Genomic DNA, 23,974 nt, shown 5'->3' with positions numbered 1-23,974 from the left:
CCTAACTAAACCATATTTTTTACATTACTTTTTTTAATTATATTATTTTAACACGAAATATACAATAATTTCAACACTTTTTTCAAAAGAAAATAAAAATATTTTATTTATTGAAAGTCAGGTGTTTCTGGCAATATTTGTCCACCATCTACAACTATTCTTTGCCCTGTAATAAATCCTGCTTCACGACTTGCCAAGAAAACAGCTGTATATCCAATATCTTCAGGTTTTCCTAAAACATTAACTGGAATGACACTTTTCATTTTATTCATATATTCTTCTCCAGCTTCTATTAATCCATCTGTCAAAATATTCCCTGGTTGAATAGCATTAATTGTAATTCCATATTTTGCATATTCTAAAGCTGCAGTTCGCATAAATCCTAATTGAGCAGCTTTACTCGCTCCATAATGTGCCCATCCCGGATATCCGGTAATATCACCTGTAATTGAAGATGTTAATACTATACGTCCATAATTTTGCTCTCTCATATGTTTCAATGCTGCTTGTATTATCAAAAAAGTTCCCTTTATATTTATATTTTGAACCTTGTCCCAATCTTCTTCCGTCATATTTTCAATAGTCACTTGTGGGAAAATTCCTGCATTTGAACAAAGAATACTCAATTTTCCATATTTTTCACAAATGTTTTGAACAACATCCTTTACTTGTTCTTTATTTGTAACATCAAGATAGTAAAAATCCCCATCCAGCTCATTTGCTGCCATCTCCCCTTTTTCCTTATCAATATCTCCAATAATAACCTTTGCCCCAGCCTGTTTCAATGCTTTTGCAATTCCTTTTCCAATTCCCTTTGCTCCTCCTGTAACAAGAGCAACCTCACCTGCTAAATCAAACATTTTATCTCATATCCTTTCCTGCTAAATTTCTTTATTCCTCAAACTTAACTCCAAAACTTTTTCTTTCGCAACTTTAATAAAATAAATTTCACTTTCCTTTTCAGCCACTTTCTTATAAAATTCCATTGCTTTTTCAAAATCTCCAATTTCTTCGTATGTTATTGCTAAAGCATTCTCCACTTGCAGTTTATACAATCTATTTTTATGTTTTGGTAATATTTTTTCAAGTTCAACAACCTTTTGTTCGGGATTATCTTCATAATCTAAAAAAATTTCTAATAAGTTTTTGTTAGATTCTTTCTTAATATTCTCATCAAGTATTTTTCTAGCTTCTTCTTTTTTTCCATTGTAATATTTATATTCTGCTAAATTCATATAATAACAATATCTCACTATTGGAAATGTAAACCTGCTTATTCTCACTTCATTCAAATATCTCAATGCTTCTTCCTCTTTATTTAATAACCTATAATAGGCTGACAAATTAATTCTGTGAATATCTTTCTTAATATTAATTTTTGTCATCTTATATAGTTTTTTCTCCATCACAATACTTTTTGAAAGATTCAATTTATATACATGATATTGCGATTTTAAAGAAATTATTAAATAAATTATTAAATAAAAAAACACTACTATGTTTATTATTAAAATTATGAAAACTCCTAAAATAAATTTTTCTTCAAAAATTTCCAAAAGTTTATTCATAACTATTAAATAAATACACAAAAAAATTAATTCATATATATACGTTTTTACTAGTGCTTTCCTCATTCATTATTTCCCTTCTCCATTCAACTTCACAATTTCGACAATCACATCAGTTGCCAAAATCATACTTTCAAGTACAACAAATTCATATTTTCCATGAAAATTTTCTCCACCTGCAAAAATATTTGGCGTAGGAAGTCCCATAAATGAAATTTTAGAACCGTCTGTTCCACCACGAATTGGTTCAATTACTGGTTTTATTCCCAAATTTTCCATTGCTTTTTTAGCGATTTCCACTACATTCATATGATCTTTAATTATTTCACCCATGTTGTAATATTGGTCTTTTATCTCAACACTTACCAATTCTTTTCCATATTTTTCATTAATTTTCTTCGCAACATTTGCTGCAAATTCTTTCTTTGCTTCAAATTTTTCTCTATCATGATCCCTCAAAATATACGACAATTCTGCTTCTTCACAATTCGAATTAATTTTATCAAGGAAATAGAAACCTTCATATCCTTCTGTTTTTTCAGGCACTTCATCAGCTGGAAAACTATTCACAATCTCTGCTGCAATCAAACTTGCATTTATCAATTTTCCCTTCGCAGTTCCAGGATGTACGCTCTTACCTTTTATCTTGAAAACCGCTCCAGCAGCATTAAAACTCTCATATTCAAGCTCTCCAACAGGTCCTCCATCCATTGTATACGCAAAATCAGCACCAAATTCTTCCACATTAAAATTATCTGCACCACGACCAATTTCCTCATCAGGACCAAACGCCACTTTCACAGTCCCATGCTTAATTTCTGGATGCTCAATCAAATATTTCATTGCTTCAACAATTTCCACAATTCCAGCTTTATCGTCAGCTCCCAAAAGCGTAGTCCCATCAGTAGTAATCACCGTTTTTCCCACATAATTTTTCAAATTAGGAAATTCCTCAACTGACAACACAATATCTTTCGCCTCATTCAACACGATATCTTTCCCATCATAATTTTCCACAATTTTCGGATTAACATTAGTTGCATTAAAATCTGCAGTATCCATATGCGCAATAAATCCAATCACAGGCACATCTTTATCAATATTCCCAGGCAATGTCGCATTCACAAAACAAGCATCATTCACATACACATTTTCCATCCCAATCTCTTCCAATTCCCTCGCAAGAATCTTCGCAAACTCAAGTTGTGTCGGTGTCGACGGAATAGTCTCACTTTTCTCATCCGATCTAGTCTCAAATTTTACATATCTCAAAAATCTATCTTTTAATGTATTATACATTTTCTCATTCCTCTTTTCCTTTTAAAATTTTCTTCATCGAGTTTCTCTTTATATTCTCATTATATCACATTTGCTTCATTCAAAAAATAGAAAATTTTCGTTTGACAATTTTAAGATATCACTACAAAAAATAAAAAACAGTAAAAAGATTTAATTCCAAATCAATCTACCGTTTTTTTTATCCCACCAAATTTCGTTAAAATATCATCCTGTATTGTCCTAGCCCATTTCGCTACTTGCCTTAATGTTATTCTCTTGGTAATTCCATTTTCAATATTCTTCTGACTTCCCACAATCACAACTTCATCATTCACTTCCACATTTTCTATATCTGTCAAATCAACAAAAACCATATCCATACAAATTTCTCCAATAATCTTGGCTTTTTGCCCATTTACTAAAATATATGCTTCCCCTGAATTTTCAATCTGCTTTTGAAGTCCGTGAGCATAGCCTATTGCAACAATTCCTATTTTAGAATCATGCTTCACAATTCCTTTGCTTCCATAGGAAACCTTGTCATTTTTCTTGACATTTCTAATATTTATGATTTTTGACTTTACTGTTATTACATCCAAAAGACCCACATCGGTTGACAAAGGCTCCATTCCGTAAAGTGCCATTCCAATTCTTGCAAAGTCATAGTTGTATTTTTTCCCATATTTGAAAAGAAGCGGGCTTGCTTGAAGATGACTGTATTTGTATCTTACATTATTTTGAGAAAATATTTTTAAGATTTTTTCATATTTTTCAACTTGATTTTCTGTTTCAACTTGATTTTCTGCATCAGAAATATGTGAAAAAATCGAAATTATCTCTAATCTATTTTTTGAAGTTTTATTCTTTGATTTATTATTTAAAAAATTTATTTCATATTTTTTTATTATTTCAACCAATTCCAAAATCTCATTTTCATCAAATCCAAGCCGATTCATTCCACTATTTACTTTTATATGGATTTTCAATGTCGTATTTTCAAAAAACTCATCTAAGATTTTTAAATAATCAAGCAACTGTGAAAAGTTAAAAACTGTTAATTCAATGTTATTTTTTATTGCATATTCTACATTTTCAGGTTTTACATAATTAAGAGTCATTACTTTTATTTTATTATTCTGATTTTTTAATTTCAAATTTTCCAGCACTTCCTGAATTTTTAATGTTTCTTCAATATATGCTACTGCAAAATAGTCACATTTATTTTCCAGAAGTATTGGCAAAATATTTTCAATTCCTAGCCCGTAGGCATTATCTTTGATTACACAAATAAGATTTTCATTAATGGAACGAGCTATTTTTAAATTTTTTTCCAAATTTGTTTTTTTTATTTCCAGATTTACCAACATTATATTTTATTTCCTTTAAACTGTAAAAATTACTGGAGCAACAATTCCTAAAACTACGACCAATCTTAAAAGCAAGATTTTACGATAAAGTCTTTGATATTTTATTTCAGGAATCCCATTTTCCTTTAGGAAAAATCCTATTGCCGTAATTTTGTTAGATGTATCACTTCTGCTGTATCGATTTACATAAGGTTCAAATAAAACTTCTTCGCCATCTACTGTAAAATGTATTCTTGGTGTTCCCACATATTTATCCATATACCCCGAAACATTTTTTTTATCTAAATTCTCATTATTTAGTGAAAGTTTTCCATTTTCAAGTTTTAGCCTGTCAATTCGCAAAAAAATAAACAAAATCCAAACAACAATGGCAACAACTGGCAAAAATGCCGCAACAACCTGCATATGGTAAGTCTTTTCTATGATTGAAAACACCACTCCATACACAACCGATAATATTGCCATTAGTATCAGAATTTTATCCACTCCCTTGTGAATCAATCCGTTTAGTTCAATTTTTTTCCCATCAGTAATTTCCATAATAAGCTCCTTTCCAGCTTTTTTCTAAATAATTTAAAAATCAAATAAAATTTTATGCTAAACTTCGTTTAAAAAATAGAAATAATATTTTATCTTAATTTATAATACTCTTATAAATAAAAATACACTATTTAAATAAAAAACATAATAACAAAAATATTATTTTTCTTTAAGAAGTCCTGAATCAATGAGTTTTCTAAATGCTCTAGCCCTATGACTAACCTTCTTTCTTTCCTCGTCATCAGCTTCTCCAAATGATTTTTTTAGCTCATACGAATAAAATAACGGATTATACCCAAATCCATTGCTTCCTCTCAGCTCAAACAAAATTTCTCCATTTACTTCACCGCGAAACGAATGAATTTCTCCATTTGGGAAAGCAATACTCACAACAGATACAAAATGTGCTTGCCTATCCTCTTTCTTTACATCCTTCATCACTTCAAGCAATTTCTCATTTCTCTCTCTATCACTTGCATTTTCTCCAGCAAACCGTGCCGAATACACTCCAGGCCCTCCATCCAAACAATCAACACAAAGCCCCGAATCATCAGAAATTGTCACAATTCCAGTATAATCAGCTATTTCCCTAGCCTTTTTCCTAGAATTTTCTTCAAAAGTCTTCCCATCTTCCACAACATCAGGAATATCCATCCCATCCAGAATAGTCACAACTTCCAAATCCATTCCTTCCGTCAATTTCTCAAAATCTTTTATTTTTCCTTTATTCTTAGTTGCCAAAAATACTTTCATAATTTCACCTTCCTTCCTTTAAATTTCAATCATCTTTTTTAAAGATTTTTTTCTTTTTTAAAATTGTCCTTTATAATTTCATTTACAATATTATGCACATCTTTTTTTTCTTCCCTCGACATATTTTTCAACTCAATTGGTTTATCCACAATAATTTTTATATTTTTATTTGGCGTTATTTTCAAACTTTTACGGCTTTGCACCTCATAAGTACCCACTATTGTAATCGGCAAAATTCTAGCATTTGTATCAGTTGCAAGTTTAAAACTTCCCTTTTTAAATTCGCCAATCTTTCCATCTTTACTTCTGCTTCCTTCAGGGAAAATAACATAGGAATGTCCTTTTTTTATTTTGCTTATCGCATCCTTCATATCCTTCATTCCTTGTCTGGCATTCTTTCTATCCAGGAAAATACAGTCAAATGAACGCATCCACCGCCCAATAGCAGGCCATTTTTTCATCTCCTTCTTTGCAATAAATGAAAAATCAAGTGGCAAATACCCAAGCAATGCTGGAATATCAACATTACTCTGATGATTTGAAATTAATATGACAGCTTCATTATTCTCTCGTATTTTCCTTACTTCCTCTTCACTCCCATTTTTGTAAATAACATTTACTTTACTTCCAGACCCCCATATTAAATTTTTCCCCCAATTTTTTGCCACCCTGCACACATATCTATATCTTTTTTCACCTCTATTAAATATTAGATACCAAATATGAAAAATACTTCCGTAAATAAAAGTACCCACAAGTACAAGATGGTAAAATATGGTTCTCATAGTTTTCCTCCTTTATTATTATTTCCCATTTTTTTATTTCTATAACTACAATTTACTATTCAAAATTTCCCTTATATTCCTTCAATTTTTTAAAAATCTTATCAAGCGAAAATCCCTGCCTTGCCAAATACTGTATAAGTTTCTGCTCTTCCTTTATTTTTTTTTCATCCCGCTCATTATTTACATTGACCTTTTTACCTTTTTTTTCAATCAATTTTTCTAATTTTACATCTTCAACATTTTCTTCCCTTTCTTCCTCCAAAGCCAAATAAGCCTTTTCAACTATGTCTTTATCAATTCCCTTTTGAAAAAGATTATAGGAAATACGGTTTTTCCCATACGTTCTACCTTCAATATATGACATTGCATAATTCAAGTCATTTAAATAACCAAATTCCTCCAGTTTTTCTATTGCTCGTAAAATAGCTGCCTTATTTCTATATTTTTCCTCTAATTTTAGCCGCACTTCCTTTTTTGTCCTGTCCTTTAATGAAATTAGAAAAATTCCCTTTTCAAGAGAGGCTTCATAAGAAACCTCATCATAAAACCTCTCAATCTCATCATTTACCTTCAAATCATATTTTTGCCTGATAAACGGACTTATATCCATAATTTCTCCTGTATCAAGATACATTTTATTTCGATAAATTTTATTAATTTTCATTATTTTCTACTTTGCCATTTTCGTCATTTTGAGTCTGGTCATTTTCCACAGCTTCAGGATTTTCCTTTTTATCTTCTTCTTGTTTTGGACGAATTGCTTCCAGTACATCTTTTTCCAGTCTTTCGTAAAGTTCCTTATTTTCCTTTAACATATTTTCCACATTTACACGACCTTGTCCCAATCGTTCTTCTCCATAGCTGAACCAAGCTCCAGCCTTCGAGGCAATTCCTAAATTTATAGCCGCATCTAGCACTTCTCCAATTCTAGAAATTCCTGTTCCATACATAATATTAAATCTAGCTTCTCTAAATGGTGGTGCAACTTTGTTTTTAGTGACTTTTACTAGAATTTCATTTCCAATAACGTCATCTCCTTGTTTCACAGAACCCACTCTTTTCACTTCCATTCTAACTGTTGAAAAGAATTTTAATGCACGTCCTCCTGAAGTTGTAGTTTGTGGACCTGGAGTAAATGAAAATCCTCCAATTTTTTCTCTTATTTGATTAATGAAAATCATAACCGTATCAGATTTTGCAATACTTCCTGTCAATTTTCTAAGTGCTTTTGACATTAATCTTGCCTGAAGTCCCATTTGCTGATCTCCCATTTCTCCTTCAATTTCAGCTTTTGGAACAAGTGCTGCAACTGAATCCACAACGATTACATCCATTGCTCCACTTCTAACAAGCATATCAGAAATTTCAAGTGCCTGTTCTCCAGTATCAGGCTGCGAAATCAGAAGTTCATCAATATTTACTCCAAGAGCCTTTGCATAAACTGGATCGAGAGCATGCTCCGCATCAATAAATGCCACAGTTCCTCCAGCCTTTTGAGCTTCCGCAATAATATGAAGTGCAAGAGTAGTTTTCCCCGAAGACTCTGCCCCATAAATCTCAATAATTCTCCCTCTTGGAACTCCTCCAACTCCAAGTGCTATATCTAAATTTAAACTTCCTGTAGAAATAGCTCTAATATTCATTTTTTGATTTTCACCAAGTTTCATTATAGCACCTTCACCATAATCCTTTTCAATCTGCTTTAGTGCTAAATTAAGCATTTTCTCTCTTTCACTTAATCCTTTATCATCTTTTTCTTCTGCCTTTTTTCTAGCCATTACACCCTCTCCTTATTTTAACGTTTTTACTTCAAGTATTATTATACCACAATTTAATTACTTTTTATATGTTTTTGTTTATCTAAAAATACTTTTTAATAAAATTAAAAGCCGTATATCTTTAAATATTTTTCAATATTATTTCCAACATCTCATCATTTATATCCTCTATCTCCCTCAATTTCCCTTCATTTACACAAGAAATCACATTCCATCCATATCTTACTGAAAGCTCTTTTGCCACTTCATAAGCATTTTTCAAATACTTTTTATCCTTCTCGTGAATATCTTTTTCCTTCTTCCCGGTTATTTTATTTTCCCTATCTTCCATAAGCTTCTGACTAATTTCAAAAGGAATATCCAAAAAAAATACAACATCTGGCTTCGGTATCCCAATTTTCCCCCATTCTAAATCTATAAGCCAATCTAAATATTTTTCTCTTTCTGCTTTATCCTGAATTTTCGGAACTTGATGAATCATATTTGAAATTGTATATCTATCACTAATCACAATCCCTCCATCCTCATAAAATTTTTCCCATTCAGTCTTAAATGAAGCAAACCTGTCAACTGAATAAAGCACCGAAGCCGCATAGGCATTAACACTTTCCGCTGTTTTCCCAAATTCACCTGCCAGATACATTTTTACAGGCTCTGAAGCCTTACTTTCATAATTTGGGAAAGATATTTTTTTTACTTTCCCTTCTCCTTTTATTTCCTTCAATTTTTTACACAGCAATTCTGTCTGTGTCTGCTTCCCGCTTCCGTCAGTTCCTTCTACAATTATTAATTTTCCCATCTTATCAATTCCCTTTATCTTTTTCTAGTAAATATAAGAAAATAAGAAAAAAGCTCTCATAAATTCAAGAGCCTTCAACTTCTCAAATTTTATTTATTTGAGCTCATTTTTAAAGTGATTTTACTATATTTATCATATATTTATTTTACCATAAATGACTTTAAAAGACAATGCGATTGAAAATTTTTATAACAAAAAATCACAGCTAATTTAGTAACTGCAGCTAAATATTAATATCCTATTTTTAATTCTTGTTTTAAAGCACTTTGTAATATTTGAGAAAAATTCAGATTTTGATTTTTTGCCATTTCGTTTAGCCAGCTAGGTATAGATACATTTTTTCTAACTACTGTATTTTTACATTCACTCACGTATTTCAACATATCCAAAGCAACTAACGTCTTAAAACTTTCACCTTCCACATAAAATTCCTTTTCATCTTCAGAAATCTCAATAGAAATATCATTTAATTTACTCGGAACTGTCAATTTTCTATTATTCACAAAGTCATCATACAACCAAGTACCAATATAATCTTCAGCCATTTCCATTGCTTCTTCTAATGACTTCCCTTCTGTTGCCCCATAATCAAAATCTGGAAATACTACAACATATCCTCCTTCTACTGATTTATGAAATATTGCTGGGTATACTACCATATTTATTCACTCTCCTTTTATGAGGTACAAACTAGACTTATTTAAGTCCATCCTGTTTTAAAATTCTATGCTCCAAATCTTTACCAAGTTCTTGTTTATGATCAGGAACAATAGTTGATTTGCCCGTACTCTGATTATAAAATTTCTTATGAGAACCTTTGCCGCCTGCAATTTGCACAAATCCGTTCTTTTTAAGCAATTTTATCATTTCCGTTGACGTCATCGGCATTTTATCACCTCACTATTATTATACACAAAATTATGTATAAAATCAACAAATTTCTTATACAAAATTTTAATTTTATCTCCAAATTATCCTCAATACAAAAAAAGACCTAATCAAAAAGGTCTTTTAATTTTTTTAAAAAATACTCACAGAGTCACTAAATATCCAATTTAATTCTTTCAATTTGAGCCCCAACAGTATTTAATTTTAATTCCAATTTATCGTATCCTCTGTCAATATGGTAAACTCTATTTACAACAGTCACGCCATCCGCTGCAAGTCCTGCAAGTACTAATGCTGCTCCAGCTCTTAAATCTGACGACATTACTTCTGCGCCTGTTAAAGGCAATCCTCCATTTATAAAGGCTATTCCGTGTCTTATTGTAATATCTGCTCCCATTCTGTTAAATTCAGGCACGTGCATAAATCTGTTTTCAAATACAGTTTCCTCCATTGAACTTCCACCATTTACAAGCACTTGTAATAACATCATTTGAGGCTGCATATCTGTTGGAAAGCCCGGATGTGGCAATGTCTTTATTTTCGATGGTTTTAAATCTCTTGCTTTTCCTATTACGCTCAAAAGCTCTCCATCTTGCTTAAATTTTACTCCCATTGCTTCTAGTTCTGATTTAAATACTCCAAGGTCTTCAAGTCTTGCATTTTGTATTTTTAAATCTCCTTCTGTAACTAATGCGGCAATTACATAAGTTCCAGCTTCAATTCTATCTGGCATAATTGAATATTCCACAGCGTGAAGCTCTTCAACTCCTTCAATTTCAATATTTGGAGTTCCAAGTCCTTTAATTTTTGCTCCCATTTTATTTAAAAAGTTTCCTAAATCAACAATTTCAGGCTCTCTTGCTGCATTTGAAATAACAGTTTTTCCAGGTGTTTTTACCGCTGCCATCATAATATTTTGAGTAGCTCCTACACTTGGAAATCCCAGAGGAATTTCAGCACCTTTCAATTTATCAGCTTTTGCATGCACATATCCATGAACTCTTGTAATATCCGCTCCTAACAGCTCAAACCCTTTCAAATGTAAATCAACAGGTCTTGAACCAATTGCACATCCACCAGGAAGTGATACAACAGCTTCATCTAAGTTTGCAATCATAGGTCCCATTACAAGAAATGATGCTCTCATTTGTTTTACGATTTCATAACTTGCTTCAGTTCTTTTAAATCCGTTATTTATTATTTTATAAGTATTCTCATCTAATTTTTCTGTTTCCATTCCCAAATCTTCAAGCAGTCTCATTGTTACTCTAATATCCCTCAAATTCGGCACATTTCTTAAAATATATTCTCCCTTTGCAACAAGCGTCGCTATAATTATTGGAAGTGCGGCATTTTTAGCACCACTTACTTTAATTACCCCATTTAATGGAGTTTTTCCCTTTATTCTAAATCCATCAACCACGTTTTTTTCCTCCTAATTTTTGACATATCGGACATTTTGAACCAAATAACTTGTCCATAAAAGTCAGTTCCTTATAATTTTTTGCATATTCAGGCATTTCTTCTTTTATTATATTTAAATGAAAATCACAAATTGGACTTTCCATAGCTTCATAATACACATCTGGCAAGTGCTTTAAATGGCACATTTCTAATTTTGAAGTTATGATAATCTCATCCCCAGCTTCATGTACAATTGCATCCTTTGCCACAACAACGAGCGCAATATCTCCAGAACAGACTAGATTATCTATCATTTTGTATGGTATTTTTTTCTTTTTAGCTATTTCAATATATTTTTTTATATCTTCAAAATTGGCATGACGTGAAATGACCATCTTTGCCACACTTTTATTTTCCAAAGCCTCTTCTATCTCATAATAAATCCCTTTTTCCTTTATTTCCTCAAAAGTAAGAGCCTTTATAATTCTTTCTTTATATTCCCCAAGAAATAAATTTTTTTCAACTTGTGCACTAGCTGCTCTATCTGTAACATCTTCTACACTTTTCATAACATCTGTTCCACTATTTCTATTAACATTGTTAATTTCCATTTTTATTTCTCCAATTCATCTAAAACATTAATTTACAATATTTTTTCATTATACTACTTTTTTATACATTTCTCAACTATTTTTTGAACTTTTATCTATTTTTAATAATTCTATTTTAGGCTGTATTTTTCAATACATTCAAATAATAATAATTCTTAAAAAATCAACATTGACAGCACAAAAACAACTTTAAATATTAAAAATATATTCACAAATTTCATTATTTTAGGAATTTCTTCCCTTCCTTCATCTTTTCTTATTGAAAAAATCAACAGCGAAAATAATACAATGTATACAATCGCACCTAGTAATGAAATATTTCCTGTAAATAAATAAATGACTTCCAGCAAAAGAAAGGCATACACTTTAAAAGTTGTTCTCTTACTTGTAAAAAACATATTTATTAGATTATAGTTAGCATACATATATAGTAAAATCAATAGAATAATTCCTAAATATTCTGTTATTATTCCTATTTCTGTCAATATGAAAAATACAAAATATGCTATAATTGTAGTCATAAGTATTTTTATTTTTTCATCCTTTTGCTTTCTCAATTCACTTTTTTCCTTCATTTTTCTAGTCATCTCCCAGCTTTATATTATTATATATCATTTTCAATTTGGATTTTTCAACGTGTGTATAAACTTCTGTCGTTGTAATATTAGCATGCCCCAGTATTTCCTGAACCACACGTATATCAGCGCCATTTCCAAGCAAAATCGTAGTAAGTGAATGTCTAAAAATATGCGGATACACATTTTTTTTAATTCCAGTATCCTTTGCAATAATTTTCAAATCCTTCCAAAATTTTTCCCTTCGTGTATTTGGAAATATCTTAAAACTGTTATTTGCATTTTTTAATTTTGGTCTATAAACAGCCAAATAATTTTTTATTTCATTTTCAAGACTGTCATAAATTGGTATTATTTGGTATTTGGAACCTTTTCCAAGCACTTTAATAAATTCATATTCTTGATTTTCCACATCTTTTATTTCCAAATTTAATATTTCCGATATTCTAGCACCTGTTGCAATCAAAAACTTGATGATAAGTCTATTCTGCATCCCTTTAGGTGTATACGGACAATTATCGACAATTCTTTTCATTTCTTCTATTGTTAATATTTCAGGTAATCTATGTTCACGTTTCAAAGACTTCACCATTCCCGTTGGATCTTTTTTCACCACCTTATTCAAATAGCAGAACTTGTAAAATGTCTTTATTGCCGAAATCTTTCTTAATGCTGAATTTTTTCTTAATTTTTCAACTATATATTCAATATAGTCGAAAACATCGTGTTCTTCAATTTCATTATAATTTTTTTCAACAAATAAAAAAAACTGTACTAAATCACGATTATATCCATCAACCGTACTTTGGGAACTCCCCTTTTCATATTCTAAAAAGTCAAGAAATTCTCTAATTTGCATTTTATTTTCACGAGATATATCTTTTTTTATTTTCTTTTTTTGCTCCTTTTGACCTTCCATCATTTCTTCATTATTTTTTTTAACTTCCGTATTTTCTTCCACTTTCAAATCTTTTTCAAGATTATCTATATCAGTACTTTCTTGTCCCATAGTCCCATTATCTCCTTGGCATGATTAATAGATGCTTCTGTGATGTTATCTCCCGAAATGATTCTTGCAATTTCTCTTATTCTCTCTTCAGTATTTAATTCATGCACTTTTGTTTCTGTAAAATTATTTTCTATTTCCTTTTTAATGAAAAATTGCTGCTGTGCCCTTCCTGCAATTTGTGGAGAATGTGTTACGCATATAATTTGGGTATTTCTTGAAAGTTCCCTCAACTTTTCTGCCACTCTTCTCACGGTTTCACCTGAAATTCCAGTGTCAATTTCATCAAAAATCAGCACAGAAATATTATCAACCGCTGAAAATACAGTTTTTAGAGCTAGCATTATACGTGAAATTTCTCCTCCTGAAGCTATTTTAGCAAGTGGTTTAAATGTTTCCCCCACATTTGTTGCAATCATAAATTCTGCATTATCTGTTCCATGCATTGTTATTTCCTGAGTTTTTCTAATTTCCACTTTAAATTTAGCATTTTCCATATTCAAGTCATCTAACTGAACATCAACTGTATTTTGCAAATTTTCTGCAATTTTCATACGAATTTCACTAAGTTTTTCACTATCTTGAAAATATTGACCTACAAGCTTATTTTTTTCAGTTTTCAAATTTTCCAGTTCTTCATTTTCAAAATTAACTAACGATAAGTCCTTTTCAATTTTATCTCTATACTCAAGTATTTCAGCAATTGTTGAGCCGTATTTTAATTTCAGTTTATTTATATTGTCAATTCTTTCAACAATTTTTTCTAACTTTTTATCATCAATTTCAACATCTCCAGCAAAATTATCCACAGAATACGAGATTTCCTCAACTTCATACAAAACAGATTCAATTTTTTCATAAAGCTCATTATACGATTCTGACAAGTCTGAGAGCTGCTCCAAATTTCTTTTAGCTCTTCCAAGTGCCGTTAAAATTGAAAATTCTCCTTCCTTCAAAAATTGTGATGTTTCCTCAAGTTTTTCATTAATTTTTCCTGCATTAAACAATATTTTGTATTCTTCTTCCAGCTCATTATCTTCATTTTCCTTCAACTCAAGACTATTAATTTCATTAAGTTGAAATTCCAAAATATCTTTTTTTTCTGCAATTCTTGTTTTTTCCTCTTCAATATTTCCTATTTGCAAATTTAATTTTTTTATTTTATTTACATTTTCACGTATCCTTCTAGAAAGTATTTTTCCTCCATCATCTAAAAATCTGTCTAAAAGATGCAAATGATACTCGCTATTTAAAAGAAATTGATGCTCATGCTGCCCAACTAAATCAATAATATTCACCATAAGCTCCTTTAATCTCGATAAAGTCATCCTTGATCCATTTACTGTAATTTTAGATTTTGCATTTCTATCAAAATATCGTGTTATAATCAATTCATCATCTTCTATCTCAAATCCAAGCTCATTCAATCTTTTTTTCTGATTTTCATTCAGCTCAAAAACTCCTTCTGCAAAAAGGCTTTGCGCACCATTTCTAATCATATCCGTATGACTTCTTTCACCGATTAACAATGATATTCCATTTAAAATAATTGATTTCCCAGCTCCAGTTTCCCCAGTCAATGCAATAAATTTATCATTAAATTCCAAATCCAGTTTTTTTATTATCGCTAAATTATTTAATCTTAATTCCCTTAGCATTTCTTCCCTTTCACTATTTTATTTTTTCCAAAGGCTTTCTCTAAATTATTATGTTTGATTATCTAAGTATAATAAAAAAGTAAAAATATTTTATATGCTATCTGTTATTATAAACAATAAATTTTAGATTTATTTAATTTATTAAAACAATAAAATTCCTTATTATCAAATAAATAAAATATATTTTCCAATTTTTTCATATTAATAATTATAAAACAGAGTCTCCCCATTTTAATTTTTGTCGTAGAATACTGTAGTAATCACTACTTACAGGTTTTACTATTCTGACTTTTTTCTTTGATATTCTTGCGGATACCAAATCTCCTTTTTTTATTTGAAACCATTGATTTCCATCAATATTCAAATGAACTGCGTCGTCTCTAGAAGTTGCCTTAAAACTTAGCACTTCACATCCATTTACAATTATTGGCCGTGCTGTCAGACTTTGTGGAGCAAGTGGTGTAATTGTTAAGGCATTCAATCCTGGATGAACGATTGAACCACCAGCTGAAAGTGAGTAGGCTGTAGAACCTGTAGGAGTCGCAACTATTATTCCATCAGCTCTATATTTGTTTACAAAAACATCATTTGAATAAACTTCAACTTGTATCAGATGAGCTTCATGTCCGCCTTTTGTAATTACAAGTTCATTTAGTGCATAAAAAATATTATCTTCATATTTTACTTCAAGAAATGATCTTTCTTCAATTTTATAATTCCCATTTTCATAATCCTGCATCATTTTTACAGCATCTTGTGGTTTAACTTCAGCAAGATACCCAAGAGATCCCATATTTACTGCAAGTACAGGAATATTCCCTCTAATAGCCTCCTTTGCTGAAATAAGCATCGTCCCATCTCCCCCTAGTGAAATTATAAGATCAGCCTGCTCTACTCCAAAAACTTCCTGAATATTTCTTTCCTTTAAATAACTATAAAAATCCTTCAGCAATTCTTCATTTCCATATCCACTTTTTATTATTCTAACTTTTTCTACTTTATTTTTTTTAACTACATTACCATTTTCCAATTTTTCCATAATAAATACCTCTTAAAAATAAAATTTCAAAATATTTTTTTCCTTTGTAAAGTATTGTAACATTTTTAAAAAGTTTTTTCCATAAATTTTACAAATATTTTTTTGAAAATCTTTCCTTTATATAATAGATTTGTCTAGAATTGATATAGATTTAAATACAAAATAACAAGGGAATAAAATCCCTTGCTAAAAATTTTTAAAAATTTCAAACTAAAATTATCAAACAAATTTATTAGTCAAAATAATAGTATTCACCTTTTTTATAATTTTTATCTGAAGATTTATAGTAATAAAGTTTTTTTATAAGAAAGGCATTTTTCCCTTTTTTCATTTCATCTAACATTCTTTGTGAAGTATTTTTTCCCATAATATGGATAGTCTTTTTTTCAGTACCTTTTGGAATTTTGGGATTATCCCATTCTATTTTCCGATTAGGATATGTATCAATACAAGTTGCATAAATATTTACGTGATCAAGACCAGAATTTTTGTAAAAAGATCTGTATGTTGATACAAAACATTGTTGATTTGAAAGATACCCCATTGTTCCATTTCTCATATCACTTTCCACAGTTTCAGGTAATTCTTCAAGTGGCACTTTTTTTGCAAATACCATACCATCAGAAAAAACATTAAACGAAATTAAAAAGACAAAACAAATAAACAAAAATTTTAAATTTTTTTTCATAACAAGTCTCCTTTATATTTTTTTATTTTTTTCTCTTAAACCATTCCAATACTCTTTTCAATGACAGAACAGGTTTATTTCTTACAATTTTTTCATTTCCAAGAAAATCCCGCATAGTTTTTAGCGTTTTTCCAGCATTTTTTACAACAAAGTTATATGAGCCCGCACTTTTAGTGTCAATAAAAAATCCACGAATGTATTTATCACGAAAAAATAATTGTGCTCTTACTCTCATTATTTCATCCCATGGAATTTGAATATAATCTTCAGGATTTCTTGAATTCTGAACCTCCCACGACTGAAGTCATGGGTTCTAAAATCTTTAAAAATATTTAAAAATTTTCTAAGAAGTTTGATAGCTTTACACTACCCTTATTCTTTTAGGCGTGTTCAGTTCACCTCTATTGTATAGGACGCTTAAGTCCACAACTTTACTTTTTCTTAGAATATTTAATGCTCCATTACAATCCGCATTTATGAGTTTACCTGTGCTTGTTTGATATAGTCCTCTTTTTATCCTTTTTCCACTGAATATATATTCTTGCGGATTTTCTTTATCATATACTGGGATTTCATCTCCATCAAAGAAACTTGCTTTTGATGTATAACTTTCTTCTTGCAGTTTAAATTCTATTCCATATAGTTTACATAGATATATTAATTTATCTCTTAATTTTCCATATGGTATATTTACAAAATTTTGATTATTTATGCTTCCTATATTTGAATTTCTTTGAAAATTCTCGTTATATCCTAAAACTAGTTTTCCTATATCATTATTAAGACAATAATTTATTATTATTCTTGCTGCCTTTGAAAGATAATCATTTATACGATTATTTCTTTTTCTAACTATTCTTTTTTGCCTTAATGTTATATGCTCTATCTTTTGCTTATCTTTAATGCTTTGCAATTTTGCATTTGTCTTGTTATAGTATTGATTTATTGATTTTAATTTTCTACCATCTATTAGGAATGAAGCTCCAGTATTTGTAACACAAGTGCAAAGATTGTTTATACCTAAATCAATTCCTAGTGCATTTTCTTTATTTAATTCCCTTTGAACTTCCTCTACTTCATAAGTATATTGAATTTCAAAGTACCTAGAATGTTGTTTTGGTATTATTCTGATCTCTTTTATTTTCTTGTTTTTTAATACTGGTGGTAGTTTTATTGCGATTTCCTTATGTGTCTTTCTAAATAAATTTGAATAAGGAATAATCAGCATACCATCTTTTAATCTAACAAAACCTATAACAAGAGTTGTAAATCCATCTTTAGCAAGATATTTAGGTAATTTTATTTTTTTATTATCATATTGACCATTTTTAGCAAGTTTTAAAAGTCCAAAAAATGATTTGAAACTTCCGTCTGCTTCTTTTAGAATTTGTTGAGCCATATTAGAATTTAACTTCTTATAGTTCTTACTATTTTTAAGCATTTTATAGTTTTCGTTATAGCTTAAATACTTTTTATTTTGAAAATAGTGTTGTCTAACATTATATATAGCTTCATTAGTTAAGTTCTTGGCTATATGAGATAAGTATTTTAAATTCCTAAACTCCTTTTTACTAAGATGTTTTACCTGCTGTTTTAAAGTTAAATACATAGATATCACCTCCTTTTCATCAGAGATATTATACCATGTATTCTACATTTTATTTGTTTATTTTTAAATATTTTTAAAGTTTTTAAAACCCCACAACAGTGGGAAGTGTCGTTCACATAAGTTCGCTACTACTTATGCAGTTCTCCTAATATTTTCACTCCTTAACAAGTTAAGGAGAAAAGAATATCTTGAACTTCTTGTTATCTCTAACAAGCACAGACTATATCTTATCCATATCTTATATTCATAACAATTATATTTGTTACTACCTAAGATTTAGGCGAAACCACTTCCAATACCAACCGCTTGTATTGTACTCCCCTCACGAGGGATAGTCGTTGAACTTTCCTTTTCAGGCTTAGCTGCTGATTGTCTATTGTTTATAGCACTTAGGATTTAACCTTGCACCATCTAGTATATTTTTTCTGCTTTCGCTACCTTCACACTTATACCATATCCTCACTTAAGTATTATGTTGTGGTCATACTAGCTTTAAGAGTTCCCAGCAATTCAGTTTCTTTGTTGTACAGCTTCTCTCTGTATCTACATACAAGTTTCCCTATATGCTTACTAAAATTTTCGTGCAATTCATCTCACGACTAAAGTTGCGAGTGTTCTTGCACTATTTAATAAAATTCAAAAGCCTTATCACCTATAAGTACATCACCGTTTTTATTTCCAATCATTCCAGATAAAGAATTTGCCTTTGTCATAAATAATACTTTTGTATTTAATGAAATAGCCAATTTTATTCCCCATTTCTTTATTTTTTATTTCTACTCTAATTATTAAAAAAGTTGGATTTTTAGTTCCAACTTTTTTATTACACATAGACTTTCAATGTAAAATCAGATTTTAACGATCTTTAATTTAGAATATTCCAACTACATGTCCTACAATTCCAACTAAGAATAATCCAAAGATAATTAAGATTGGACTGACTTTTTTCTTAAGTAGCCACATACATAAGAAAGTCAATAATAATGCGGCTAGTCCTGGTACTAATTTATCTAAGTTATCTTGTAAAGTTGTTATCTGTGTATTTGAAAGTGATAATTTATTTCCGAAATCTTCAAGAATTTTTTGTAATTGAGGACCAGTTACTGAACCATTTGGAAATTTTATATAAGCTCCGTCAGCTAGTGGAACTCGTGATATAACTCTTGGAAATTTGATTGTAATCCAACGTTGAACCAAAATACCCATAATAAACATACCTAAAATAGATGCACCTTTAGTTATAGTTTGCAACAATCCACCTGATAAATCTTTTGTAATTTCTGAACCTTTTTGGTAACCAAATTCTTGGGTATACCATAAGAAAGCAATACGAATTACATTCCATATAATGAAAAAGAACAATGGTGCGATAACTGAACCGCTTGTTGCAAGAGAAGCTGCAATTGCTCCTAATATTGGACGTATTGTGAACCAGAATACTGGATCTCCTATTCCCGCAAGTGGTCCCATCATTCCAACTTTTACCCCTTGAATAGCCGCATCATCTATTGCCGCTCCGTTGGCTTTTTCTTCTTCCAAAGCAAGAGTTACTCCTAAAATTGGTGCAGCAATATACGGGTGAGTGTTAAAAAATTCCAAGTGTCTTTTTAAAGCCGCTGCTGCGTCATCTTTATTTGGGTATAATTTTTTCAATGCTGGGATTAATGAATAAGCCCAACCTCCATTTTGCATACGTTCGTAATTCCAAGAACCTTGTAAAAATTGAGAACGAAGCATTACACTACGACGATCAGCTTTTGATAGTTTTATTTTATCATTTGATGATTTTATTTTGTCTTCTGCCATTTCTTATTCCTCCTTTAGATTAATAGTCATTTAAGATGTCACCTAGTGGATCTCCTGAAGCTGATGAACCTCCATCTCCTCCACCACTATTGCCACCGCCACCATTACTTGTAACATTTAAGTAAATGATAGCTGCACAGACACCTATAATTCCTGTAGCAATTAGTGTAAGTTCATTTAACGGTGCAATTGCAAATCCTAAGAAGAAGAATGGCCATACTTCTTTTGTAGCCATTAAGTTAATTACCATTGCATAACCTACTGCTACTACAAATCCTCCACCTATTGTCATTCCATCAGTAAACCATTTTGGCAATGAATTAAGAGCATGTTGAATAACGTGAGAAGGTATAAATAACAACAATAAAGCAGGAATAGCAATACGCAAACCTTGACAAGCAAGTGCAACCATGTGCCACAATTCTACACCTTTGAAATTACCTTTTTCAGCTTCTCTATCAGCTTGGTGAACAATAACTACTGATAAAGTACGAACAACCATAGTCAAAACCAATCCAGCTGTTGCAAGTGCAATCGCTGTACCAATCGCCACATTTTGACCTGCAGCATCAAATTTTCCTGCCTTAACAAAAATAATTGCTGAAGCTACAGAAGCAAGTGCAGCGTCCGGAGCAACTGCTGCCCCTACGTTTGCCCAACCTAAAGCCATTAACTGCAATGCTCCACCTAACATAATACATTCTTTCATGTGTCCTGTCGCAAGACCAACTAATGAACACGCAATAATTGGCTGATGGAATTGGAATTGGTCAAGAATACCTTCCATTCCTGCTAAAAATGCGACAATTAATATTAAAATAACTGCTAAAATATTAAAATCCATAACATCCTCCTAAAATTAAAGTTTTAATCCTTCGTTTGCTTTTTCTGAAATTAATTTGAATAAATCTGCACGTTTATCAGCGGCAACTTTTCTAACATCAAATTTTACACCTAAATCTCTAAGTTTTTTGTAAGTATCAACATCTTTTTGATCCATTGAAAGTACATTATTAACCATAACTTTTCCAACAGAATGAGCCATTGATCCTACATTTAATTCTTTAATGTCAACACCTCTTTCAATTACATAAAGTGCATCTTGAGGATTTTCAAATAGTAATAACGCTTTTGTATTTCCAAATCTTGGATCTTTTGAAACTTCCACCAACTTATCTAGTGGAATAACATGTGCACGTACACCTGGAGGTGCAGCCTGTTCAATTAATTTCTTACGTAATTCATCTTTTGAAACTGTGTCTGAAACAACGATTATTCTATTTGGATTTGTTGCCTTCGTCCAGCTTGTCGCAACTTGCCCGTGTAGTAAACGTGTATCAATACGTGCTAGTACGAATTTAATTTTCCCATCTCCAATAACTGTTCCTGCTGGAATTGCACCTTTTGGTGTGTCATCTTGTGCTGCAGCTTTTGGAGCTTCTTCCTTTGGCTGTAAATCTTCAGGACGTACTCTAACTTGATCCTTTCCTTCTGGAACAATAGCTTTTGCTACTTCATGGGCTGTTTCCACATCTTCTCTTTCTGATAAAGCAGCTAAAAGCATTGGTAAATTAAGTCCTGCAACAATCGCTCTCTTTTTAGGATCCTCTTCAAAGAAACGATTAGATTGATTAAATGGACTTCCTCCCCATAAATCAACTAAAAATAGAACTTCTTCTGTTCCTAGTTTTGTAATGGCATCTTGAATTTTTTTATATAAGTCATCTGGTCCTTCACTTGGCATAAAAACAACTGATTCCAATAACTCAGCTTCACCTAGAATCATTGAAGCCGACTGTTTTATACCAGCAGCAAATTCACCGTGACTTGCAACAATAATTCCTACCATTTTAAACCTCCTTCTATCAAAATATATTTTTATGTATTCACTTTTAAAAATTTTTGATAATTTTATGATTTCTAAAATTCCTTTAAAATCTAAAAAAGTAAACAACCTTATGTTTTAAGTGTACCACATTTTTTTACATTTTCAAGTTTTTTGAAAAAAAATTATAAATTAAAATTATTTTATACTAATTTTTATTATGTTTTTATATATTTTATAATATTAAAATTAATATAATTTGATATTCAAAGCAAATTTTGATAATATGTATATGCAAAAGATGGGAAAATAAAGGCTTAACAAAATTCATTGCTAATAACTTCATAAGGAATAAAGCCTTATACATAGTTTCTTTAAATGCAGATGGTAAAAATATTCAAAGAGATGTAATAAAATACTTTAAAACAAATAATCGTTACCGTATAGTTCTTGTGAGTTCTGATAAAAAAAATTACATTGCAACAGATATAACTGGTAATATAATCGGAGCAGATGGAAAATCACCTACAGAAATTGCAAGGATCTATTATAGTTTTTGAATATAAAGAATAATTTCTTTAATTCGCTCTAATACTGAACCCCATTTGAATAACGAATACATTGTAAATCTTTTTAGCAGATTAAACCTGATATTTATTCTTAAATAATTAAAATAAATATCCGCTTTTTAAACGGGGAATAGTATAAATTTTTTATCGACAATTCAACAATGTGAACTACTCCCGCTTTTAGAAGCGGGAGCTTCTTGGGAAGTATCTGCTTTTGCTAGCCAAATATATTTACCAAGCTCTTCGGGCAGTCCCTGCCCTGTTTTCTTTTATTTTCTTAATATTCCAACATCGCTTTTCCAATGTTTTTTATATTCAATGCCGCATTGTAATCTCTATCAATTTCAATCCCACAGCACTCACATTTATAACTTCTTTCTGATAATTTCAGTTTCTCTTTAACATTTCCACATTTACTACAAGTTTTCGACGATGGAAACCACTTATCTATCTTCAAAAATTGCTTTCCTAAAAACATCAGTTTATACCCAACCATCCTCAAAAGCATTCCCCATCCATTATCTCCTACACGTTTACCAAAATTTAATGCCTGACTCATCCCTTTCATATTCAAATCCTCAACAACCACAGCATTATACGCTTCAGATAATTTTTTGATAATTTATGTAAAAATCTCTTCGACAATTTTGATATACTCATACAATTTTGATATTTTTTCTTTTGTTTATACCAATTTTTAGAAAATTTTACTTTTCTTGACAATGATTTTGTAATTTCTTTAATTTTTCTTCCAACATCTTAAAATATTTTGGATAATCAGCCCTTTGATTTTCAGAACTGACAAATAATTCAGACATTGAAAAATCAAGTCCAATTACTTTATCACTACTTGGCATTTTTTGAATTTCTTTTTCAAATTCTGTCAAAATAGAAACATAGTAATTTCCATTACTGTTTGTCAATGTTACCGACTTTATTCTATAATTCTTTGGTATTTCTCTATGATATTTCAATTTCACTTTTTTCAATTTTGGCAAAACTAAATATTTGTTTTCTTCAATTCGTATCGAATTGTTCACACAATTTGTCGTATAACTTTTAACACTAGTCTTTTAGATTTGAACTTTGGAAACTTCGCTCTCTTATGAAAAAAATTCGTAAACGATCGTCTTACATTTAATTGAGCATTTGAAAGTGCTAGACTGTCCACTTCTTTTAAAAATTGATTTTCACTTTTCAAACTGGCAGGTGTAATTATTTTATTTTTTCCAGTTTCTTCATAAATTTTATTCGCAGTATACAAAATTGTATTGTAAATAAAACGAACACATCCAAAAGTCTTGTTTATCAATAATTCCTGCTCTTTATTTGGATAAATTCTGTATTTGAATGCTAAATTATATTTCATAAAATTACACCTCCTTTTGATTTTGAATATTATTTTTAATGACTTCTCTTCAATATTTT

27 protein-coding genes and 1 pseudogene are annotated in these 23,974 nt (G+C 30.4%); all 28 read right to left on the bottom strand.

All coding sequences use genetic code 11. The features are described 5' to 3' along the window. Nucleotides 1-107 precede the first annotated feature (107 nt). Nucleotides 108-860: a 3-oxoacyl-ACP reductase FabG gene (gene fabG, locus FVE73_RS02725; protein ID WP_018498905.1), complete on the bottom strand. Its 753-nt coding sequence runs from the start codon at nucleotides 858-860 to the stop codon at nucleotides 108-110. 21 nt (nucleotides 861-881) lie between these two features. Continuing rightward, entirely contained in the window at nucleotides 882-1,385 is a 504-nt protein-coding gene (locus FVE73_RS02720) for a tetratricopeptide repeat protein (protein WP_232058526.1), read from the bottom strand. 252 nt (nucleotides 1,386-1,637) lie between these two features. Beyond that, nucleotides 1,638-2,867 carry a peptidase T gene (pepT, locus tag FVE73_RS02715; protein WP_018498903.1) on the bottom strand — a complete coding sequence of 410 codons (1,230 nt, stop codon included), beginning with the start codon at nucleotides 2,865-2,867 and terminating at the stop codon, nucleotides 1,638-1,640. Nucleotides 2,868-3,028: 161 nt separating this feature from the next. Beyond that, the gene (gene alr / locus FVE73_RS02710; RefSeq protein ID WP_018498902.1) at nucleotides 3,029-4,213 is read right to left on the bottom strand and encodes an alanine racemase; all 1,185 of its coding nucleotides are present in this window, start codon (nucleotides 4,211-4,213) and stop codon (nucleotides 3,029-3,031) included. 15 nt (nucleotides 4,214-4,228) lie between these two features. After that, nucleotides 4,229-4,753: a hypothetical protein gene (locus FVE73_RS02705; protein ID WP_018498901.1), complete on the bottom strand. Its 525-nt coding sequence runs from the start codon at nucleotides 4,751-4,753 to the stop codon at nucleotides 4,229-4,231. 159 nt (nucleotides 4,754-4,912) lie between these two features. Then, nucleotides 4,913-5,506, bottom strand: coding sequence for an XTP/dITP diphosphatase (locus FVE73_RS02700; protein ID WP_018498900.1), 594 nt, complete (start codon nucleotides 5,504-5,506; stop codon nucleotides 4,913-4,915). A 38-nt stretch (nucleotides 5,507-5,544) separates the two neighbouring features. After that, nucleotides 5,545-6,291: a lysophospholipid acyltransferase family protein gene (locus FVE73_RS02695; protein WP_018498899.1), complete on the bottom strand. Its 747-nt coding sequence runs from the start codon at nucleotides 6,289-6,291 to the stop codon at nucleotides 5,545-5,547. A 55-nt stretch (nucleotides 6,292-6,346) separates the two neighbouring features. Beyond that, nucleotides 6,347-6,955 carry a regulatory protein RecX gene (locus FVE73_RS02690; protein WP_018498898.1) on the bottom strand — a complete coding sequence of 203 codons (609 nt, stop codon included), beginning with the start codon at nucleotides 6,953-6,955 and terminating at the stop codon, nucleotides 6,347-6,349. Further along, the gene (gene recA / locus FVE73_RS02685) at nucleotides 6,945-8,069 is read right to left on the bottom strand and encodes a recombinase RecA (RefSeq protein WP_018498897.1); all 1,125 of its coding nucleotides are present in this window, start codon (nucleotides 8,067-8,069) and stop codon (nucleotides 6,945-6,947) included. The genes FVE73_RS02690 and recA overlap by 11 nt, the downstream gene beginning before the upstream one ends. Nucleotides 8,070-8,190: 121 nt before the next feature. Next, the gene (locus FVE73_RS02680) at nucleotides 8,191-8,868 is read right to left on the bottom strand and encodes a dTMP kinase (protein ID WP_018498896.1); all 678 of its coding nucleotides are present in this window, start codon (nucleotides 8,866-8,868) and stop codon (nucleotides 8,191-8,193) included. Nucleotides 8,869-9,098: 230 nt separating this feature from the next. Further along, nucleotides 9,099-9,527, bottom strand: coding sequence for a type II toxin-antitoxin system HicB family antitoxin (locus FVE73_RS02675; protein ID WP_018498895.1), 429 nt, complete (start codon nucleotides 9,525-9,527; stop codon nucleotides 9,099-9,101). 37 nt (nucleotides 9,528-9,564) lie between these two features. Beyond that, nucleotides 9,565-9,750: a type II toxin-antitoxin system HicA family toxin gene (locus FVE73_RS02670; RefSeq protein WP_232058525.1), complete on the bottom strand. Its 186-nt coding sequence runs from the start codon at nucleotides 9,748-9,750 to the stop codon at nucleotides 9,565-9,567. A gap of 160 nt (nucleotides 9,751-9,910) precedes the next feature. Beyond that, on the bottom strand, nucleotides 9,911-11,179 hold the full coding sequence (murA, locus tag FVE73_RS02665) for a UDP-N-acetylglucosamine 1-carboxyvinyltransferase (RefSeq protein ID WP_018498893.1): 1,269 nt from the start codon (nucleotides 11,177-11,179) through the stop codon (nucleotides 9,911-9,913). After that, nucleotides 11,172-11,771 carry a DUF1694 domain-containing protein gene (locus tag FVE73_RS02660; RefSeq protein WP_018498892.1) on the bottom strand — a complete coding sequence of 200 codons (600 nt, stop codon included), beginning with the start codon at nucleotides 11,769-11,771 and terminating at the stop codon, nucleotides 11,172-11,174. The genes murA and FVE73_RS02660 overlap by 8 nt, the downstream gene beginning before the upstream one ends. Nucleotides 11,772-11,926: 155 nt before the next feature. Beyond that, entirely contained in the window at nucleotides 11,927-12,346 is a 420-nt protein-coding gene (locus FVE73_RS02655) for a hypothetical protein (protein ID WP_018498891.1), read from the bottom strand. Between the two features lie 4 nt (nucleotides 12,347-12,350). After that, nucleotides 12,351-13,355, bottom strand: a complete 1,005-nt coding sequence (locus tag FVE73_RS02650) for a tyrosine-type recombinase/integrase (protein ID WP_018498890.1) — start codon at nucleotides 13,353-13,355, stop codon at nucleotides 12,351-12,353. After that, nucleotides 13,331-15,010 (bottom strand): DNA repair protein RecN, encoded by a 1,680-nt coding sequence (gene recN, locus FVE73_RS02645; RefSeq protein ID WP_018498889.1) that lies wholly within the window; start codon nucleotides 15,008-15,010, stop codon nucleotides 13,331-13,333. Before recN ends, FVE73_RS02650 begins: the two co-directional genes overlap by 25 nt. Nucleotides 15,011-15,218: 208 nt before the next feature. Continuing rightward, on the bottom strand, nucleotides 15,219-16,049 hold the full coding sequence (locus FVE73_RS02640; RefSeq protein ID WP_018498888.1) for an NAD(+)/NADH kinase: 831 nt from the start codon (nucleotides 16,047-16,049) through the stop codon (nucleotides 15,219-15,221). A 232-nt stretch (nucleotides 16,050-16,281) separates the two neighbouring features. Next, a complete protein-coding gene (locus tag FVE73_RS02635) occupies nucleotides 16,282-16,737 on the bottom strand; it encodes a hypothetical protein (protein WP_018498887.1) in 456 nt (151 codons plus the stop codon). Between the two features lie 22 nt (nucleotides 16,738-16,759). Next, nucleotides 16,760-17,023: pseudogene (locus FVE73_RS02630) on the bottom strand (DUF956 family protein); the annotation flags it as partial. A 75-nt stretch (nucleotides 17,024-17,098) separates the two neighbouring features. After that, the gene (locus FVE73_RS02625; protein ID WP_146997825.1) at nucleotides 17,099-18,346 is read right to left on the bottom strand and encodes an RNA-guided endonuclease InsQ/TnpB family protein; all 1,248 of its coding nucleotides are present in this window, start codon (nucleotides 18,344-18,346) and stop codon (nucleotides 17,099-17,101) included. A gap of 626 nt (nucleotides 18,347-18,972) precedes the next feature. Further along, nucleotides 18,973-19,092 (bottom strand): DUF956 family protein, encoded by a 120-nt coding sequence (locus FVE73_RS02620; protein WP_018499557.1) that lies wholly within the window; start codon nucleotides 19,090-19,092, stop codon nucleotides 18,973-18,975. Nucleotides 19,093-19,216: 124 nt separating this feature from the next. Further along, a complete protein-coding gene (locus FVE73_RS02615; protein WP_018499558.1) occupies nucleotides 19,217-20,152 on the bottom strand; it encodes a PTS system mannose/fructose/sorbose family transporter subunit IID in 936 nt (311 codons plus the stop codon). Nucleotides 20,153-20,171: 19 nt separating this feature from the next. Next, nucleotides 20,172-20,996 (bottom strand): PTS mannose/fructose/sorbose transporter subunit IIC, encoded by an 825-nt coding sequence (locus tag FVE73_RS02610; RefSeq protein ID WP_018499559.1) that lies wholly within the window; start codon nucleotides 20,994-20,996, stop codon nucleotides 20,172-20,174. A 15-nt stretch (nucleotides 20,997-21,011) separates the two neighbouring features. After that, nucleotides 21,012-22,001: a PTS sugar transporter subunit IIB gene (locus FVE73_RS02605; protein WP_018499560.1), complete on the bottom strand. Its 990-nt coding sequence runs from the start codon at nucleotides 21,999-22,001 to the stop codon at nucleotides 21,012-21,014. Between the two features lie 822 nt (nucleotides 22,002-22,823). Continuing rightward, nucleotides 22,824-23,165 (bottom strand): RNA-guided endonuclease InsQ/TnpB family protein, encoded by a 342-nt coding sequence (locus FVE73_RS10830; RefSeq protein ID WP_269473114.1) that lies wholly within the window; start codon nucleotides 23,163-23,165, stop codon nucleotides 22,824-22,826. Nucleotides 23,166-23,253: 88 nt separating this feature from the next. Continuing rightward, a complete protein-coding gene (locus tag FVE73_RS10825; protein WP_232058523.1) occupies nucleotides 23,254-23,586 on the bottom strand; it encodes a hypothetical protein in 333 nt (110 codons plus the stop codon). Further along, a complete protein-coding gene (locus tag FVE73_RS10820) occupies nucleotides 23,583-23,915 on the bottom strand; it encodes a helix-turn-helix domain-containing protein (protein ID WP_232058522.1) in 333 nt (110 codons plus the stop codon). Before FVE73_RS10820 ends, FVE73_RS10825 begins: the two co-directional genes overlap by 4 nt. Nucleotides 23,916-23,974: the final 59 nt, after the last annotated feature.

The sequence above is a fragment of the Leptotrichia wadei genome (genome assembly GCF_007990545.2).
GTDB lineage: Bacteria > Fusobacteriota > Fusobacteriia > Fusobacteriales > Leptotrichiaceae > Leptotrichia > Leptotrichia wadei.
The sequence above is the reverse complement of the archived record's forward strand: the minus strand, read 5'-3'. Positions and strand labels throughout refer to the sequence as shown.

Bases quoted from the DNA above. Each gene is read 5' to 3' on its own strand.
- FVE73_RS02635 (WP_018498887.1), bottom strand. From the start codon at position 16,737: ATGAAAAAAAATTTAAAATTTTTGTTTATTTGTTTTGTCTTTTTAATT.
- FVE73_RS02640 (WP_018498888.1), bottom strand. From the start codon at position 16,049: ATGGAAAAATTGGAAAATGGTAATGTAGTTAAAAAAAATAAAGTAGAA.
- fabG (WP_018498905.1), bottom strand. From the start codon at position 860: ATGTTTGATTTAGCAGGTGAGGTTGCTCTTGTTACAGGAGGAGCAAAG.
- FVE73_RS02650 (WP_018498890.1), bottom strand. From the start codon at position 13,355: ATGGGACAAGAAAGTACTGATATAGATAATCTTGAAAAAGATTTGAAA.
- FVE73_RS10820 (WP_232058522.1), bottom strand. From the start codon at position 23,915: ATGAAATATAATTTAGCATTCAAATACAGAATTTATCCAAATAAAGAG.
- FVE73_RS02700 (WP_018498900.1), bottom strand. From the start codon at position 5,506: ATGAAAGTATTTTTGGCAACTAAGAATAAAGGAAAAATAAAAGATTTT.
- pepT (WP_018498903.1), bottom strand. From the start codon at position 2,867: ATGTATAATACATTAAAAGATAGATTTTTGAGATATGTAAAATTTGAG.
- FVE73_RS02720 (WP_232058526.1), bottom strand. From the start codon at position 1,385: ATGACAAAAATTAATATTAAGAAAGATATTCACAGAATTAATTTGTCA.
- FVE73_RS02605 (WP_018499560.1), bottom strand. From the start codon at position 22,001: ATGGTAGGAATTATTGTTGCAAGTCACGGTGAATTTGCTGCTGGTATA.
- FVE73_RS02655 (WP_018498891.1), bottom strand. From the start codon at position 12,346: ATGAAGGAAAAAAGTGAATTGAGAAAGCAAAAGGATGAAAAAATAAAA.
- recA (WP_018498897.1), bottom strand. From the start codon at position 8,069: ATGGCTAGAAAAAAGGCAGAAGAAAAAGATGATAAAGGATTAAGTGAA.
- FVE73_RS02625 (WP_146997825.1), bottom strand. From the start codon at position 18,346: ATGTATTTAACTTTAAAACAGCAGGTAAAACATCTTAGTAAAAAGGAG.
- recN (WP_018498889.1), bottom strand. From the start codon at position 15,010: ATGCTAAGGGAATTAAGATTAAATAATTTAGCGATAATAAAAAAACTG.
- FVE73_RS02660 (WP_018498892.1), bottom strand. From the start codon at position 11,771: ATGGAAATTAACAATGTTAATAGAAATAGTGGAACAGATGTTATGAAA.
- FVE73_RS02610 (WP_018499559.1), bottom strand. From the start codon at position 20,996: ATGGATTTTAATATTTTAGCAGTTATTTTAATATTAATTGTCGCATTT.
- FVE73_RS02695 (WP_018498899.1), bottom strand. From the start codon at position 6,291: ATGAGAACCATATTTTACCATCTTGTACTTGTGGGTACTTTTATTTAC.
- FVE73_RS02615 (WP_018499558.1), bottom strand. From the start codon at position 20,152: ATGGCAGAAGACAAAATAAAATCATCAAATGATAAAATAAAACTATCA.
- FVE73_RS02690 (WP_018498898.1), bottom strand. From the start codon at position 6,955: ATGAAAATTAATAAAATTTATCGAAATAAAATGTATCTTGATACAGGA.
- FVE73_RS02675 (WP_018498895.1), bottom strand. From the start codon at position 9,527: ATGGTAGTATACCCAGCAATATTTCATAAATCAGTAGAAGGAGGATAT.
- FVE73_RS02670 (WP_232058525.1), bottom strand. From the start codon at position 9,750: ATGACGTCAACGGAAATGATAAAATTGCTTAAAAAGAACGGATTTGTG.
- alr (WP_018498902.1), bottom strand. From the start codon at position 4,213: ATGTTGGTAAATCTGGAAATAAAAAAAACAAATTTGGAAAAAAATTTA.
- FVE73_RS02705 (WP_018498901.1), bottom strand. From the start codon at position 4,753: ATGGAAATTACTGATGGGAAAAAAATTGAACTAAACGGATTGATTCAC.
- FVE73_RS02680 (WP_018498896.1), bottom strand. From the start codon at position 8,868: ATGGGAAAATTAATAATTGTAGAAGGAACTGACGGAAGCGGGAAGCAG.